16 protein-coding genes are annotated in these 15,016 nt (G+C 38.9%); 1 reads left to right on the top strand and 15 read right to left on the bottom strand.

Going from position 1 to position 15,016, the window contains the following annotated elements; genetic code table 11:
* Nucleotides 1–119: 119 nt before the first annotated feature.
* Nucleotides 120–1,136, bottom strand: a complete 1,017-nt coding sequence (locus V7161_RS22230) for a 4Fe-4S binding protein (RefSeq protein ID WP_335715039.1) — start codon at nucleotides 1,134–1,136, stop codon at nucleotides 120–122.
* Nucleotides 1,137–1,363: 227 nt separating this feature from the next.
* Nucleotides 1,364–2,350: a Gfo/Idh/MocA family protein gene (locus tag V7161_RS22225; RefSeq protein WP_335715038.1), complete on the bottom strand. Its 987-nt coding sequence runs from the start codon at nucleotides 2,348–2,350 to the stop codon at nucleotides 1,364–1,366.
* 186 nt (nucleotides 2,351–2,536) lie between these two features.
* Between V7161_RS22225 and V7161_RS22220 the strand changes: the two genes are divergently transcribed.
* Complete coding sequence (locus tag V7161_RS22220; RefSeq protein WP_335715037.1) at nucleotides 2,537–4,192, top strand: glutamine--tRNA ligase/YqeY domain fusion protein; 1,656 nt, start codon at nucleotides 2,537–2,539, stop codon at nucleotides 4,190–4,192.
* Nucleotides 4,193–4,221: 29 nt separating this feature from the next.
* On the opposite strand, the gene V7161_RS22215 is transcribed toward V7161_RS22220, so the two are convergent.
* From V7161_RS22215 to V7161_RS22155, 13 genes are all read right to left on the bottom strand, one after another.
* Nucleotides 4,222–5,241: a PAS domain-containing sensor histidine kinase gene (locus V7161_RS22215; protein WP_335715036.1), complete on the bottom strand. Its 1,020-nt coding sequence runs from the start codon at nucleotides 5,239–5,241 to the stop codon at nucleotides 4,222–4,224.
* A gap of 15 nt (nucleotides 5,242–5,256) precedes the next feature.
* Entirely contained in the window at nucleotides 5,257–5,709 is a 453-nt protein-coding gene (locus V7161_RS22210) for a GAF domain-containing protein (protein WP_335715035.1), read from the bottom strand.
* Nucleotides 5,710–5,724: 15 nt separating this feature from the next.
* Nucleotides 5,725–6,378: a response regulator transcription factor gene (locus tag V7161_RS22205; RefSeq protein WP_335715034.1), complete on the bottom strand. Its 654-nt coding sequence runs from the start codon at nucleotides 6,376–6,378 to the stop codon at nucleotides 5,725–5,727.
* A 24-nt stretch (nucleotides 6,379–6,402) separates the two neighbouring features.
* Complete coding sequence (locus V7161_RS22200; protein ID WP_335715033.1) at nucleotides 6,403–7,056, bottom strand: sensor histidine kinase; 654 nt, start codon at nucleotides 7,054–7,056, stop codon at nucleotides 6,403–6,405.
* A 131-nt stretch (nucleotides 7,057–7,187) separates the two neighbouring features.
* Nucleotides 7,188–7,481 (bottom strand): hypothetical protein, encoded by a 294-nt coding sequence (locus V7161_RS22195; protein ID WP_335715032.1) that lies wholly within the window; start codon nucleotides 7,479–7,481, stop codon nucleotides 7,188–7,190.
* Nucleotides 7,468–7,779, bottom strand: coding sequence for a hypothetical protein (locus tag V7161_RS22190; protein ID WP_335715031.1), 312 nt, complete (start codon nucleotides 7,777–7,779; stop codon nucleotides 7,468–7,470). Before V7161_RS22190 ends, V7161_RS22195 begins: the two co-directional genes overlap by 14 nt.
* On the bottom strand, nucleotides 7,772–7,963 hold the full coding sequence (locus tag V7161_RS22185; RefSeq protein WP_335715030.1) for a hypothetical protein: 192 nt from the start codon (nucleotides 7,961–7,963) through the stop codon (nucleotides 7,772–7,774). Before V7161_RS22185 ends, V7161_RS22190 begins: the two co-directional genes overlap by 8 nt.
* Nucleotides 7,953–8,477: a Rieske (2Fe-2S) protein gene (locus V7161_RS22180; RefSeq protein ID WP_335715029.1), complete on the bottom strand. Its 525-nt coding sequence runs from the start codon at nucleotides 8,475–8,477 to the stop codon at nucleotides 7,953–7,955. The genes V7161_RS22185 and V7161_RS22180 overlap by 11 nt, the downstream gene beginning before the upstream one ends.
* A gap of 12 nt (nucleotides 8,478–8,489) precedes the next feature.
* Nucleotides 8,490–9,050, bottom strand: a complete 561-nt coding sequence (locus V7161_RS22175; protein ID WP_335715028.1) for a 4Fe-4S dicluster domain-containing protein — start codon at nucleotides 9,048–9,050, stop codon at nucleotides 8,490–8,492.
* Nucleotides 9,051–11,231 carry a molybdopterin oxidoreductase family protein gene (locus V7161_RS22170; RefSeq protein ID WP_335715027.1) on the bottom strand — a complete coding sequence of 727 codons (2,181 nt, stop codon included), beginning with the start codon at nucleotides 11,229–11,231 and terminating at the stop codon, nucleotides 9,051–9,053.
* Complete coding sequence (locus tag V7161_RS22165) at nucleotides 11,218–12,306, bottom strand: hypothetical protein (RefSeq protein WP_335715026.1); 1,089 nt, start codon at nucleotides 12,304–12,306, stop codon at nucleotides 11,218–11,220. The genes V7161_RS22170 and V7161_RS22165 overlap by 14 nt, the downstream gene beginning before the upstream one ends.
* 264 nt (nucleotides 12,307–12,570) lie before the next feature.
* On the bottom strand, nucleotides 12,571–13,755 hold the full coding sequence (locus V7161_RS22160) for a hypothetical protein (protein WP_335715025.1): 1,185 nt from the start codon (nucleotides 13,753–13,755) through the stop codon (nucleotides 12,571–12,573).
* A 139-nt stretch (nucleotides 13,756–13,894) separates the two neighbouring features.
* Nucleotides 13,895–15,016, bottom strand: a 1,122-nt coding sequence (locus V7161_RS22155; RefSeq protein ID WP_335715024.1) for an HD-GYP domain-containing protein, incomplete at its 5' end; no start/stop codon positions are given.

The raw sequence follows: 15,016 nt of genomic DNA, 5'->3' as shown, positions 1-15,016 counted from the left end.
ACTCCCGCAGGAGTCTTCGCGCCTTCCTCTCCAATCAACAGTGTTAAAAATTAGCAATAGCCCTTAACACATTCTATTAAATAGAAAAAGCAGCCTACAAAAAATCGGCTGCCTAATTCTTAATGACCAACATAATTGGCATCAGGTATTAATTGTTTCCATTCATGATAGGAAATGATTGTTTCCCAGTGCCCTGTAATCTTGGCAATTCCGACAATCAAGAGAAAGAGAGCGAGGAAGCCAACTGGTACAAACCATTTGTTAACTTTTTTATTCACTACCGTCATATTCAATGTATCTTTGAGCGGACAGGCCTCCACACAAGACATGCAGGCTGTACAATTAAGAGAATTAACTGTTTTTACCTTATGAACCTTTAAACGCTGAGGGCAAACCTTTGTACACATTTCACAGTTTGTACAGGTATCTTCATTTCTACGGATTTTGGTGATTCTAAGGATGCTGCCTAGCCCAATCATCGCACCGTATGGACAAAGGAATCTGCACCAGAAGTTCTTGAAGAACAACGATAAGATAAAGATAACAATAATAAATTTTAAAGCGAATCCGCTGATATTCAAAAAAAACAAAAGCATTTTCACATCAGAAATTTTATTATAGGGGTCGTTTAAAAATGCCTTGGCGCTGTAGATTGGCATTGAAATAATCATATTGATAAAGAATAAGAGTAATAAATACTTTAGAGGAGTTAACAGCCAAACGAGCCACGTTGGAATTTCAAAATTTCTCTTAAAAATCTTTTTACCAAGCCAGGCTGTCCATTCACTGACCGTTCCCACTGGGCAGATCCAGCTGCAAAAGGATTTTCGAAAAATAATTCCTGCTCCAACAAAGAAAGCAAATAAAACGAGACCGGCAGGATGAATTTGATCAAACTCCCCGCTCGTCAGCCATATCTTTAAGGCAACTAGCGCACTGATTGGAAGAAATCCCTCAACAGCCGATGGCCTTTCAACAAAAGGGGTTTTTCCAAGCGTCTCAAAGTGCATATAAAATCGATAGAAAGTAAGACCTACATATAGTAAAAACAAAAGAAACACAGCCTGAACGGCATATCTAGTAATCTGAACAGGCCTCTGCTTCAGCTGTTTCTTATACCAAGCTTTTGATTTCATCACCATTCCTCCATTCCTAATACTTTTACTATAAGAAACTGGAAAAACAGGGTATGTGATATAAATCATCGCTAAGATTCATTTCATAAAGATGTCACATTGCCATCTAAATTTTGTCAAAAAGTTTTAGATGAAAGCGTCTTTTAATAAAATTTGAAGGGGAAATCAAATTAGAACAAGCATCTTAAACGTAATAGCCAGAGGATGCCGTTATCCTCTGGCACTTTTTATTTTTCTGAAGCAAAAATAATATTATTTTGTTTTCGCGCCTCTTCTGTTATACGAAGAACAATTTTGCTCCATTTTTTAAACTTCTCATATTCTGTTACATTATTTGTTCTGATTATCTTAGCGATATTGATACATTCATAAACCATATTTTCTTCCTCTTGCACGACACTCAGAATTTGACTTTCTTTTGAGTGACTATCAATGAATTTAATTTCTGAAATAGGGGCCGCGTCTTCGAGGATAAACGTTCCTTTTTCTCCATGAATTTCACAAGGTAGAACGGAATCGGAAATTTTTGAACACAGAATCGTACAAACAAAGCCATCGTACTTTAAGATAAGCGTGCCGCTGCCATCTACACCGCTCCTTAATATGACTGGGTGATACATGACAGATTCTGGTTCCCCAAAAAGCCCCACTGCTAAATAAAGTGGATAGACCCCTAAATCAACGAGAGCACCTCCAGAGAATTTTGTAGAAAATATATTTGGCTCCTCACCCTGGAGAAACAAATCATACCGGGAAGAATATTGGATATAGGGCAGTACGGTGCTTCTTAATGGTCCAGCTAGATGAAGGTTATCTTTTAGGATTTGAAAATTCGGCGTATGCATATTGCGGATTGCCTCAAATAAATACACACCATTCTCCTCAGCTACTCGGTAAGCTTCTTCTATCTCAGCCGAGTTTGAAAAAATCGGTTTTTCACAAATGACATGCTTTTTATTTTTCAAGAAAACAAGTGTTTGTTCGAAATGGACAGAATTTGGTGAAGCGATATAAACAGCCTCTATTTCCTCACTTTTCGCCATTTCTTCTAAATCTGTAAAATATTTTGGTGCATGATATGTATCAGCAAGTTCTTTCGCTTTTTCTACTGTCCTGGAAAAGACTCCGGCTAACTGCATTTGACCGCTTAGCTTCGCTGCCTGAATAAAGGCTTCTGTAATCCATCCAGTTCCAACTGTTCCAAAATTAATCATCTTTGGACCCCTTTCTGTTGATTACTTATAAAACACCATTTTAGCCTTTTTTTCTCCTGCTTTCCATTTTGAACTAAAAAAACTCCAAATCTGGATGTTTTGTTCATGAATTGATGGGAACAATGGAAAATTATCAATATTTATGGTATTTATAATTAATAGATAAGATGAAAGAGGTTGAAATGGGTGGACAATCAAACATCAAATTTTATAAAAGATATTATGATAAAAGATTTGGAATCAGGTAAACACAACAAAATCGTGACTCGTTTCCCGCCAGAGCCAAATGGATATCTACATATTGGGCATGCCAAATCGATCGTCATCAATTTTGGCTTAGCAGATGATTTTAACGGCAAAACCAATTTACGATTCGATGACACAAATCCATTAAAGGAAGATATCGAATTCGTCAATTCCATTAAAGAGGATGTCAAATGGCTGGGCTTCGACTGGGATGACATATTATTTGCGTCTGATTATTTCGAGGAAATGTACAAGCGAGCCGTTCTTCTTATCAAGAAAGGCTTAGCCTATGTAGATGATCTTTCCGCTGACGAAATTCGCGAGTATCGCGGTACATTAACAGAGCCTGGAAAGAACAGCCCTTATCGCGATCGTTCTATTGAAGAAAATCTTGATTTATTTGAAAAGATGCGAAACGGTGAATTTGAGAATGGTCAAAAAGTACTTAGAGCCAAAATCGATATGTCTTCTCCAAATATTAATTTACGTGACCCTGTCATTTACCGTATCGCACATGCCACGCACCATAACACAGGCGATAAATGGTGCATTTATCCGATGTATGCCTTTGCCCATCCGCTTGAGGATGCCATTGAAGGAGTCACTCACTCCATCTGTACAATTGAATTCGAGGATCAGCGTCCGCTTTATAATTGGGTTGTCGAACAATGTGAAATGGAGAACACTCCGCAGCAAATCGAATTTGGCCGCTTAAATATTACGAATACGGTTATGAGTAAGCGAAAGCTCAAGCAACTTGTCGATGAAGGGTTTGTAGATGGCTGGGATGATCCTCGCATGCCAACCATTTCTGGAATGAGAAGAAAGGGCTTCACTCCCGAATCCATTCGAGAATTTGTTCGTGAAACTGCCATTTCAAAAAACAACTCTATGGTGGATGTTCAAATGCTCGAGCATTTTGTCCGGGAGGATTTGAAATTAAAAGCACCACGGACAATGGGTATAATTGATCCATTAAAGGTAGTCATTACAAATTATCCTGAAGGACAAATTGAATTGCTTGATGCGGAAATCAATCCTGAAGTTCCAGAAATGGGCATAAGAAAAATTCCATTCTCACGCGAAATTTACATCGAACGGGACGATTTTATGGAAGATCCGCCAAAGAAGTATTTCCGTCTGTTCCCAGGTAACGAAGTCCGCCTCAAACATGCGTATTTCATTAAATGTGAGGAAGTCATTAAAGATGCAAGTGGTAAGGTTATCGAACTTCGCTGTACCTATGACCCGCAAACGAAAAGTGGTACAGGCTTTACAGGCAGGAAAGTAAAAGGAACAATCCACTGGGTGGAAGCAACTCATGCCGTTCCTGCTGAATTCCGCTTATATGAACCGCTAATAATGGATGAATCAGAGGATGAAGCAGAAGAAGGAAAAACATTCCTAGACTATGTCAATTCCAATTCTCTTGAGGTACTCCAAGGTTTTGTTGAGCCAAATATGAAGGAAAGCAGACCGCACGATAAGTTCCAATTCTTTAGACACGGCTACTTTAATGTCGATCCAAAAAACACCACAGTAGATAAACTAGTCTTTAACCGGATTGTTTCCTTGAAAAGTTCATTTAAAATATAAGAAAAAGAGGGTGCCTGCACCCTCTTTTCTTATTCTTTTATTGAAACAGGAACCTCTAAGATAATTTTGGTTCCTGCTCCCGGGGCAGTATTAATAGAAAGTGCACCGCCAACGGACCGTGCTCGTTCATCCATGCTGAACAGGCCGACACCTGGCGACTGCTTTTTTAAGTCAAAGCCCTTCCCCATATCTTCAATCATCACCCTGACAATATCGTGCATTTCTCTTACGGTGACTTTAGCATTGTCAACATCTGCATATTTTCGGACATTTGTTAACGCCTCTTGAATAATGCGATAAATCGTCAACTCAATGCTAATGGTAAGCCGGCGGTGTAATACACATTCAAAAAATACATCAATATTATAATGGTCTGAAAAACGCGATAAAAAAGAACGAATGGCCGGTACTAACCCAAGGTCATCTAAAACAGAGGGGCGAAGTTCCCATGAGATCTCTCGAATTTCTTCAATTAATTGTGTCGCTTCTGTTTGCATTTGCTCCAGCAGCGGATGATTCATTTCGGAAAGCAAACGATTAATCGTAATTAAATGACTGTATAGATTTTGTCCGATTCCATCATGTAAATTTCGCGATAATCGCTTTCTTTCTTCTTCTTGAACATCGATGATCGTCATCATCATTTTTTGTAATTCTTGCTCTACACGTTTTCTCTCGGTAATTTCATAGCGAATCGATAAGTATTGATAAGGCTTGTGCTTTTCGTTTAAAAAAGGAACAATCGTTGTATCCATCCAATAGAATGTTCCATCCTTCGCCTTATTACGTATCTCTCCCTTCCAAACCTTTCCGTCACCTATTGTTCTCCACATTTCTTTAAAAAAGGCCTTGGAATGATAACCCGAATTAATAATCCGATGGTCTTGTCCCAGCAACTCTTCTCGAGTGTATCTAGAAATATAACAAAATTGATCATTTACATATGTAATAATGCCCCGGGAATTCGTAATCGCTACAATCGAAGATGCATCCAGGGCAATTTTATAGTCAATCAGTTCATTTTTCGTCAGCCGAAATTCCCTTTCCATTTCCAACCCCCTGCATCAAAGAATAGTATGTGCTTTTAATAGGTGTTCCAGGGTATGAGCAGATTCATCTACCAACTGCTGCTCGTTTTCGGTAAACGTATAGGCTTCTCTTTTCCCTACAAGCAATACGCCTTTGGGAACACCATTAAGAAATAAAGGAACGGCATAGGAGGAAATGAGATTTTCAGCCAGCATAATAGGATGATCAGTCACTTTTCCAATGATTTCATTAGGGAAATTTTCCAGCATCATCGGACTCCCGCTTGAAATGATTTTTCCGGCAACTCCTTTCCCGAATCGGACCGTTATTCTTTTATATTTATCATTTAAATTGCCTGCTGCATAATGCCATCTGACATCCGGGCCAGATACATTTTGGAGGGCAAGCCCAACAAAATCACAGTTGACTAAAGGTTTTATTTGGTTGCAAACCTCAATTACTGCGGGGTGTTCCTTTAACTCTGTCATCCCTTATAATTCTCCTTAAATACCATAACCTAATAACCCCTTTTTTACGGCATATTCAACCAACTCCGGCCGGGTTTTCATTTGCAATTTCTCCATTAGGTTTCCTTTATGGGTTTCAACCGTTTTGACACTAATAACAAGCTGCTCGGCAATTTCTTTGTTGGAATATCCTTTAGCGATTAAGGTTAACACTTCTTTTTCACGTTCAGATAAGAGATTATACGTATCATTGCCATCTTGTTTCACAGCAGCTAAGTATTCTTCCATTAATCGCTTTTGGGCCGAAGGATGAAGATAGGCATCTCCCTTAGCAACTGATTCAATGGCTGACATTAATTCATCATGGGGGGCGCTTTTTAAAATACACCCGGATGCTCCGCCTTGAATAGCACGAAACAGGTATTCCTCATCATCATGCATTGTCAATATCAATATATTTACTTCTGGCATGATTTTTTTTAACTCGGTAGTAGCAGTCAGTCCATCCTTACCATGGGGCATGCTTAAATCCATCACTACTACATTGGGCTTAAGCTTTTGTGCTTTTTTAATTCCTTCATTTCCTTCGGATGCCTCACCGACTACCTCTATTTCGGGATTTGTGTTCAACAGCATTTTTAAACCGCTTCTTACTACAGCATGATCATCAACCAACAGAATTTTTATCAAAATAAACTCCCCTTTAGAGACTATTTATAACGGAAGAGAAATTTGTATGGATGTCCCTTCTCCTATTTTAGAGGAAATCGTACACTCTCCGCCAGTTAGATACATCCTTTCCTTCATCGCCGCAAGACCTGATGAAAAGGTATGCTCCTTAGGTTCTACTGGTTGAAATCCTTTGCCGAAATCATGAATGTTAATCTTTAACTCATTCTCATTCCAATAAAAATTCATTTTTACTTCTGAAGTATCAGCATACTTTGCAATATTCACAAATGCTTCTTGGCATACCCGAAATACAGCAATCCTATTTCTTTCTGGAATCGGCCTTTCATCACCGTGCGATTCTAAATCAACTAGAATGCCAAAGGTGGAGGTATATAACTTAATATAGTTTTTCACGGCAGGAAGTAAACCAAGTGTTGTTAGGGCAGGCGGATGTAATTCAACGGAAAGAAGCCTAATTTCTTGGATTGTCTTTTCGATCAACAATGACATTTCGCGCAGATGATTTTTCATATGAGGCTCTTTTATGCCTGTTTCAACAAATTGCAAGCCTGTTAATATGCTATACAGATTTTGTCCGACCCCTTCGTGAAGCTCAAGAGCAATCCTTTTTATTTCTTCTTCTTGTGAATCAATAATGTATGAGCTAATTGGCTGTTTTGGATTTATTAATTCCATTCATCATCCCTCCTCTAACGCCTTGCCTGCTAGAAACCATCCTAATACATAGAAAAAAAGGCGGTGTGAGCAGAGCTAAACTGAACTAATCCAATAGGACCAACTATGTTTTTTACCTGTACCTGGTTAAGTCAATATATATTTGCGACGCTCTGAACCTTTTTTACTTTATATGTTAACCCGCTTTCCAAGTCGTAGGCAGACCATTCATTTTCCGATTGACTTACCCGACTTGACAGCGGTGCTGCTAGAAAATAAAAATCATCAAAATAAAAACGGATATGTGTTCGATCCGGACAATATTGAACCTTTTTCACCGTTTTCTTAACCGATGTTGCCCGCTCTTCGCCCTCTTCATCTTGGATTGCAATTTCAACCGGCACACCGACAAACCGTTCCACATCTTCTAATTTAATGAGTTCCACAGCTATTGCATCCTCTCTTTACAGGATAAATGAACATTTTGTAGCCTTGGAGATACTCCCAAAATTTATCTTCAGCATGTTCCTCCAGGAACTGAATAGTTTCTTCCTCTGAACCCCAATCGCTCATTCCTTTTATTTCGGCAACAACCATTTCAGCACCATCGATTGTTTTTTCTTCTAGAAACCAATTTAAGCGTTTTTTAGCAAACGTGGTTTTTAAAAGACTATCAATCTCTGCTGTAAATTCGCCTGCTTCCGCTCGCATAAAACAAAAATCGATATAGGTTTCGCTAGTCATTGACATTCACACCTTTTTTATAGATGAGGAAGGCTATCGGAAATAAAATCACATTGATAACTGCGGCAATAATCGTGTTTGTGTAATGTTCATAAAAATATTGATGTACCATGTACTGCGTAAATAAAATGTTTAGCATCAGTACGGCCAAAAGCAGAATAACAGGTACGTAACTACGCTTCATAACGCTTCACCCCCACGGCATAAACAGCACCGTTTTCCACTTTTACATGGATTTCTGGAAGCGGGCGTCTTGGAGGTCCCGCAATTGGTGCACCCGTTTCTACATCAAATTTCCCGTGATGGCAAGGGCAAAGCATTTCTCCCTCGTCTTTTTTCCAGAAAACAGGACATCGAAGATGAGTACAGGCATTTTGATAAGCAACATATTTATTTTCTGAAAGTCTTATTAAGATGGCACTATCGTGCTCAGCAGGGAAAGCAAAGTCTACAGCATCGCCAATAGCGATGGATTTTACCTCAGTAATCTTATGCTTGGGATATTTTTTATCACCTAAGCCTGCAAGTTCCTTCGCCGCCATCGCTCCCCAAGGAAGAGATGAAACGGCGAATACGCCGACAGCCCCGACAAGGGTCTTCATAAATCCGCGTCGGTCGAGCTTTCGTTCATTATTACGGTTTATATTATGTGTGTAATTATCTTCATTAAATGGGATCTTATTATTTTTATCTGTCATGTCTAATCCCTCCTAAAACAACTTTGTGACGCCCTGCAGGATTCCAGGGAGATTCACTTTTACATTTGTTTCGCCTTCTAAATAAGGCATGCTTGTTACCCATTTACCATTATCAAGATTAAATTGCTTTTGCTTTGCGTCAATTTCTTCATCTGTCAACCACTGAAGTGTATTTGATGGACAAACGCTCGCACACATCGGCGGGATGCCATCTTTAGAACGATCGATACAGAGGTCGCACTTATACATTAAATTTTGCTCAGTATCAAATTTAGGTATTCCATATGGACAGGCAATCGTACAGTTTTGGCAGCCAATGCATTTTTCTACAAGAGCAGATAAGACGGCTCCTGTTTCATGTACTTGAATCGCTTGAGCCGGACAGCTTCTCGCACATGCAGGATTCACACAGTGAAGGCACATAAGAGGCATCGTTTGACGGTTAACAAGCGGGTTAACGTCGTAAACATAGTTACGGTTGCGCTGCTCATGTCCTCCGCACTGTGTGCAGGCTGCTAAGCAAGAGCGGCAGCCTATACAGTTTTCCAGTTCTAAATAAAGCCTCTTCTTCATTTACTGCACCTTCTTCATGTCTAGTTTTTCTATCTGTGCGGCACAAGCCTTGAACTCAGGCATCCGTGACATTGGATCAAGTGCGGCAATGGTTAAGAGATTAATAGATTTTTCGTGACCAAAATGATATGGGACAAATACGGTATCTTTACGAATTGCTTCGGTGATTTTCACTTTATATTCTGCTTCGCCTCGGCGTGTAAAAAGTCGGACGTATTCTTCATGTTCAATGTTAAATTTTGCCGCTGTTTCAGGGTGAACTTCGACATATGGTTCTGGGCACATATCGCGTAAAAATTGGATTCTTCTTGTTTGATTTCCTGATAAATAGTGGAAAACGACGCGCCCAGTTGTTAAACGTAACGGATAATCGGCATCCGGTTCTTCAGCTGGCGGACGATAAGGTAAAGCACAGATTTTTGCCTTTCCATCTGGATGATAGAACTTTTTATCTAGGAACATATGTGGAGTTCCAGAATCATTTTCATCTTTACATGGCCAGAATACACCATCCTGCTTGTCGATTTTATCCCATGTTGCTCCGTAGTAGTCTGCATAACCGCCTTTTGATGCGAGACGGAATTCGTCAGCAACGTCTCTCGCCGTTTTTAAATGAGAGAAATATTTTCCTCTTCCAAGCTTTTCAGCTAGCTCAACTTGAATTTGCCAATCTGGTTTTGACTCACCAAGCGGCTCTTGTGCCTTATTGATTTTAATAATCCGTCCTTCAAGATTTGTTACAGTTCCCTCATCCTCAGACCAAGTAACAGTAGGAAGAATTACATCTGCAAACTCAGCTGATTCTGAAAGATAGAAATCGGCACAAACCATAAAATCTAATCCTTTTAAGGCTTTACGGACAAAGTTTTGATTTGGCGCAGAAACAGCTGGGTTAGAACAAAGCAAATATAAACCGCGGATTGTCTTTTCTTCCATCAATTCAAACATTTCATAAGCTGAAACACCCGGCTGTGGCATTTCTTCTGGAGTAATTCCCCAAACCTTACATACCTCTTCAACATGCTTTGGATTGGTTATTTTACGGTAGCCTGGAAGCAGGTCAGATTTTTGACCATGCTCACGGCCGCCTTGACCATTTCCTTGACCAGTGAAGGTAGCGACACCAGCTTTTGGACGACCAATTTTTCCTGTCACAAGCGCCATGTTGGTGTAACCAGAAACGTTGTCGACTCCTTTATGCTGCTGTTCAATACCACGGGCGAACATGACGACCCCATTTGGTGCTTTTCCGTAAATTTCGGCTGCGCGGATGATTTTTTCTGGTGCAACGCCCGTAATTTGGCTTGTGTATTCAGGAGTAAATTCTTTTACTAATTCCTTGGTTTCTTCAAAACCGTTTGTATGATTTTTAATAAATTCCTCATCAGCATAGCCGTTTTCAATGAGTAAATTTAGGATTCCATTTGCAAGCGCCAAGTCTGTTCCAGGTCTTAAATCTAAGTGAACGTCAGCTCTTCTGGCAATTGGCGTTTCGCGAGGGTCAGCAACGATTAAATAGCCTCCTCTTTCTTGTACATGCCAAACGCGGAACATAGAGGTTGGGTGACATTCAGCCGTATTGCTTCCGGCAATGAATAAGCAATCTGTTTCATGGATATCTGTCCAAGGCAATGTTGATCCACGGTCTACACCGAAAGAGCGAAGGAAGCCGCCGGCTGCACTCGACATACAGAAACGGCCATTATAATCGATATAACGAGTTTGCAAAGCTACCCGAGCAAACTTTCCAGTTAAATAACATTTTTCATTTGTCATCGATACACCGCTGAAAACTGATAATGTATCTTTTCCGTATTTCGCTTGTAACCCAGAAAACTTTTTGGCAATCAGATCATATGCTTCTTCCCAAGTTGCTTCACGGAAGCCTTTCTGAGTTCCTTTTAGGGAAGCATCGTCGCGGATTAATGGTTTTAAGATACGATCTGGGTGATTCGTTTGCTGATAAGCGGTAACCCCTTTTGGGCACATTTTTCCGACTGTTACCGGCCAATCATAACGTGGCTCAACACCAATTATTTTGTTTGTTTTTGTATTAACTCGTAAGTTCATCCCACATTGCATGCCGCAATAAGCACAGTGTGTTTTGATAAGAGTTTCATTTGGATGACAAACATTTTCAATTTCTTTAAAAAATTTATCTCTATCCTTAACCTCTTGCATTTTGATTTGCCTCCTTAACCTTAACTTGATGCGTCGCGAAGCCTGAGAATCTTGCAATGCGGTATTTTCTGCGGCATGGCAGGCACAATTCAGCAAGATTAAAGCCGTCCTTCATATTGAATTCCATTTCATTAACACTTAACACCTGAATAACATCGTTTGATTGTTCAACAGATACAAAATGATCACCGCACACTTTACACTTTTTCATTTCTTGTTCCCCATAATGTTCGCGGTAGTTTCTTGCAAAAACACTCATTGGTCGGAAAGGAATATGTGCAAGCTTTCCGAATGGTAAGTAGATTAGCGTTACAATGACTGAAAATTGGTGGATCAGCGACATTTGCGGCTGCATCCAGCCGTGTAAAAATACGTTTTGGACAGTTAACAGAAGTCCTGTAACAGAAATAAACAATAATAAATAAAGCGGTAAGAAGTCGTACATAAATTTCTGTTCCGCTCTTGCCTGCATATTTCTCAAGCGGCGGCGAAGCGCCATGCAGACTCCGGCTGTTACCATAATGGCTGCAATGTTAAGTGCATTGTAGGAGAAAAAGGCGATAATTCCTTCTGCTGGAACCTTCATGACATTCATTCCAAAAAGGACAATTGTATAGTAGCCGTTTTCTTCCATCGTAAAATACATCCAGCTAAACACCAGCGGGAAAGTAACTAAACAAGCAAGCACACAGCCCCAGCCGATTAAAATGTGCTGTACCCAGCGGTAAAGGCCGCGATTCTTAATGAAATCGTAAATCGCTAAGTGGTTAACAGCGGTTTTTGGGGTGCTTTTTCTAAATAAAAGCTTTAAGCCTTTTTTGATGATAATTTTGGTTGGCGGTCTTTGGCCCCAAGCGATAAAACGGTAGAAAAAACCTCCAAGGAATACAATCGTTCCGACCATGTATCCGTAAAGGTTTAAATCAATATGTGTAAACATTCTTGTTCCGATAAACACTAAAATGGCAATTCCTGCGACAGTTAAAAACATAGATTTGGCAAAATGAGATGCAAATGCATCATTTACATTTCTTGCCGGCTTTTTTGTCGTTGAAGCTGAAATAGTTGACTGCATTTTGATCCTCCTCAAAAAAAATAACACTTCCGTTTTCTTAAGCTAATTGTAAGAAAAACGGCAGTGTTATCTATATAGGGGAACTCCCCCATCCTAGGGGGAAAAAACCCCTAGATATTTTGATTTTGACAAAGATCTGTCACAAACTAGAAAAGCGGAAGCGCCTTGAACAAGGGCGACAAGCATAAGACGAGCCGGCGGGAAGGTTGCTTTTTAACCTTCTCGACGGATTGGCTTATGACCTCGAGCCCCTAGGCGCTGGAGCTAGACATTCGGGAAGTATTTTTTTCGCCAAGAATACAAAAGTAATAACAAACCAATGACGATTTGCATGGTAAATATGACTGCATCCCAAAAAGAAAACGAGGTCGCTCCTTCCAAGAATCCCGGGAGAACTTTCTTCGAGGCAAACAATAATTGCGGGATATAAAAAGTAAAATATAAGGCCACTGTCAAGATTACACCAATAAAGTAGATAATCGAATAAAGATAAACAGTTTTCCTTTCACTTTCATAAATAACATCTTCTCTTAAATACGATTTTTGAAAGGGAAGCCATTTTTTTAGAACCTGTTGGGCATTTTCCATTAGGTTATAACAGCCCGATACATTTTCAAAAACATAATATAAATCTGTTTTCATGTACACACAGCATTGGTACACTATGCGAATAAATGTATCTAATACGACTACATTCATGATGCTCAGGAAAATCCCTGACCCACTTGAAAAATTCAATTGGCAAATTAAAGCCAACCAAAGAATAACCGTGTCAAAACAAAGCCCTGCTATATATAAAACATTGCGTTCCTTTGAAGGCAGCTTCCATACTGCAGCCATATTAGTCTCAAGGACAACAAGAAATAACCGGTGACCTACTTCTAATTTAGTTGGGAGATTCCGCGCCCTTATTGCTAATACATGGCCGAATTCATGAGCTAACACAAGAATAAATGTTATGAGCATCCATGCTGAAATATTAAACATCATGTAATCAAAAATAAAAAGATCCTTATAATCTGGAAATAAATTCGGATGGGAAATGAATAAGTAAATATTTGAGACGAAAAGTGCACTATAAATTAAAAGTGCTATTTTATTAAAGAAGAATTTTCCTAGTAATGGAGATAGCCACAAAAAGCCAAGGCTTTCCTTGTTCTTTTCATTTATTTCAACCTTTATGCCATCAATTTCATTGATTAATTCTAATTCCAAAAGCTGCTTTGCAAAATCCACGAGGTCAATCTTTTCAGATGGATATTTATCTTTTAGGAATCCTTCAATTACGCTAAGCTGTTCATTTTGATTAATCAAATTAATTGCATCAATACATACTTCCGGCATTTCATAAAACTCACCAGAAATTTTATCTTCAACAATATAATGTTTTTTATCCTTGCGAATTTCTAGTGGAACTAATGAAAGTTTTGACTCGAGTGTAAGGCTCATATTAGCACCCTTTAACTTGAATTTAAAAAAGAAGGATGCCAGGCTTAAAGCTAGCATCCAACTTACAATTAAGGCTTAATTCCAACAAATGGACACCACCAACAAGTTGTTTTTACTTTCTTTAGCTTACGGATTTTCATTATTCCACCTCCTTAAGCATCTCCCACTTTTCTGTCCATGGATACTTTTCATGAAATTTGACCCAAGCTGGGAATACCTTCTTAAATTCTTCCACTAATATTGGATCAAACTGGGAATCCTTACCTTCAATGATACGTTGATATGCCTCTTCAACTGGCATCGCTGCTCGATAAGATCTTGAAGATGTCATTGCATCAAAAGCATCAGCAACAGAAGCAATTCTAGCAAGTAAAGGAATTTCCTCACCTTTTAAATGATCAGGATACCCTTTTCCATCCCAGCGTTCATGATGGGAACGGATAACAGAAATACTATTTCTTATCCCCTCAACATTCTGAACTGCTTCTGCACCGACAACAGGATGTGATTTAATAATTTCAAATTCTTCTTTTGTAAGCTTTCCAGGTTTCATTAATATGGAATCAGGGATATGGACCTTACCGATATCATGTAGTAAACAGGCATAATAAAATGATTTTTGGTCATCTTTTGAAAGTCTGCCGATTTCTTGAGCTAACATTAACGCATAACTGGCTACACGTTCGCTATGTCCTCTTGTATATGGATCCTTTAACTCAAGTGTAGCAATAACCCCTTTGACAATTCCCTGCAACTGATTATCATATGAAGTGCTGATTGCATGGACATAGACTCGAAATCTAGCAAGTAAAAAGAATGACATAATAGATAGGATAACAAATAAAATAATTGGCATGATAAGAAAGGAATTTTGTAAAATAATGCTCGTTAGAATGTATTTTATTACAACTCCTGCGCTAACAATCCAAAAGAATCTCGTATTCAAGAATAGCGGCAACGTAAAAATCAAAAAGACTTCTACCACATTCCCGCTGGTATAATCCCCGCCTTTATGATAATAGGAAATTATATCAACTGAAAATGCTGTTACTAGATAGCTGATAAAAAATACATATTTGATCCATGATTCCTTTTTCACCTTACTTAAGTAGATCATGACAGGAATTAATAAAGCTAATACAATATAGTTAATAATCCAATAGTTACTAGGTAACCCACTCTTTTTATGAGATATAAACACAGGTAAAAGATAGTAAAAAAACAAATCATAACCCATTAAGATAATATAGAAAAATAAAAG

It is taken from the genome of Neobacillus drentensis, assembly GCF_036965425.1.
GTDB classification, from domain to species: Bacteria; Bacillota; Bacilli; order Bacillales; family Cytobacillaceae; genus Neobacillus; species Neobacillus drentensis_F.
This window is presented reverse-complemented; position numbering and strand designations above follow the sequence as displayed.

Coding starts and splice junctions, on each gene's coding strand:
- V7161_RS22210 (WP_335715035.1), bottom strand. CDS start 5,709: ATGACAGAGTTAAAGGAACACCCCGCAGTAATTGAGGTTTGCAACCAA.
- V7161_RS22160 (WP_335715025.1), bottom strand. CDS start 13,755: ATGAGCCTTACACTCGAGTCAAAACTTTCATTAGTTCCACTAGAAATT.
- V7161_RS22175 (WP_335715028.1), bottom strand. CDS start 9,050: ATGAAGAAGAGGCTTTATTTAGAACTGGAAAACTGTATAGGCTGCCGC.
- V7161_RS22230 (WP_335715039.1), bottom strand. CDS start 1,136: ATGAAATCAAAAGCTTGGTATAAGAAACAGCTGAAGCAGAGGCCTGTT.
- V7161_RS22225 (WP_335715038.1), bottom strand. CDS start 2,350: ATGATTAATTTTGGAACAGTTGGAACTGGATGGATTACAGAAGCCTTT.
- V7161_RS22185 (WP_335715030.1), bottom strand. CDS start 7,963: ATGAAGCGTAGTTACGTACCTGTTATTCTGCTTTTGGCCGTACTGATG.
- V7161_RS22180 (WP_335715029.1), bottom strand. CDS start 8,477: ATGACAGATAAAAATAATAAGATCCCATTTAATGAAGATAATTACACA.
- V7161_RS22165 (WP_335715026.1), bottom strand. CDS start 12,306: ATGCAGTCAACTATTTCAGCTTCAACGACAAAAAAGCCGGCAAGAAAT.
- V7161_RS22200 (WP_335715033.1), bottom strand. CDS start 7,056: ATGGAATTAATAAATCCAAAACAGCCAATTAGCTCATACATTATTGAT.
- V7161_RS22215 (WP_335715036.1), bottom strand. CDS start 5,241: ATGGAAAGGGAATTTCGGCTGACGAAAAATGAACTGATTGACTATAAA.
- V7161_RS22190 (WP_335715031.1), bottom strand. CDS start 7,779: ATGACTAGCGAAACCTATATCGATTTTTGTTTTATGCGAGCGGAAGCA.
- V7161_RS22170 (WP_335715027.1), bottom strand. CDS start 11,231: ATGCAAGAGGTTAAGGATAGAGATAAATTTTTTAAAGAAATTGAAAAT.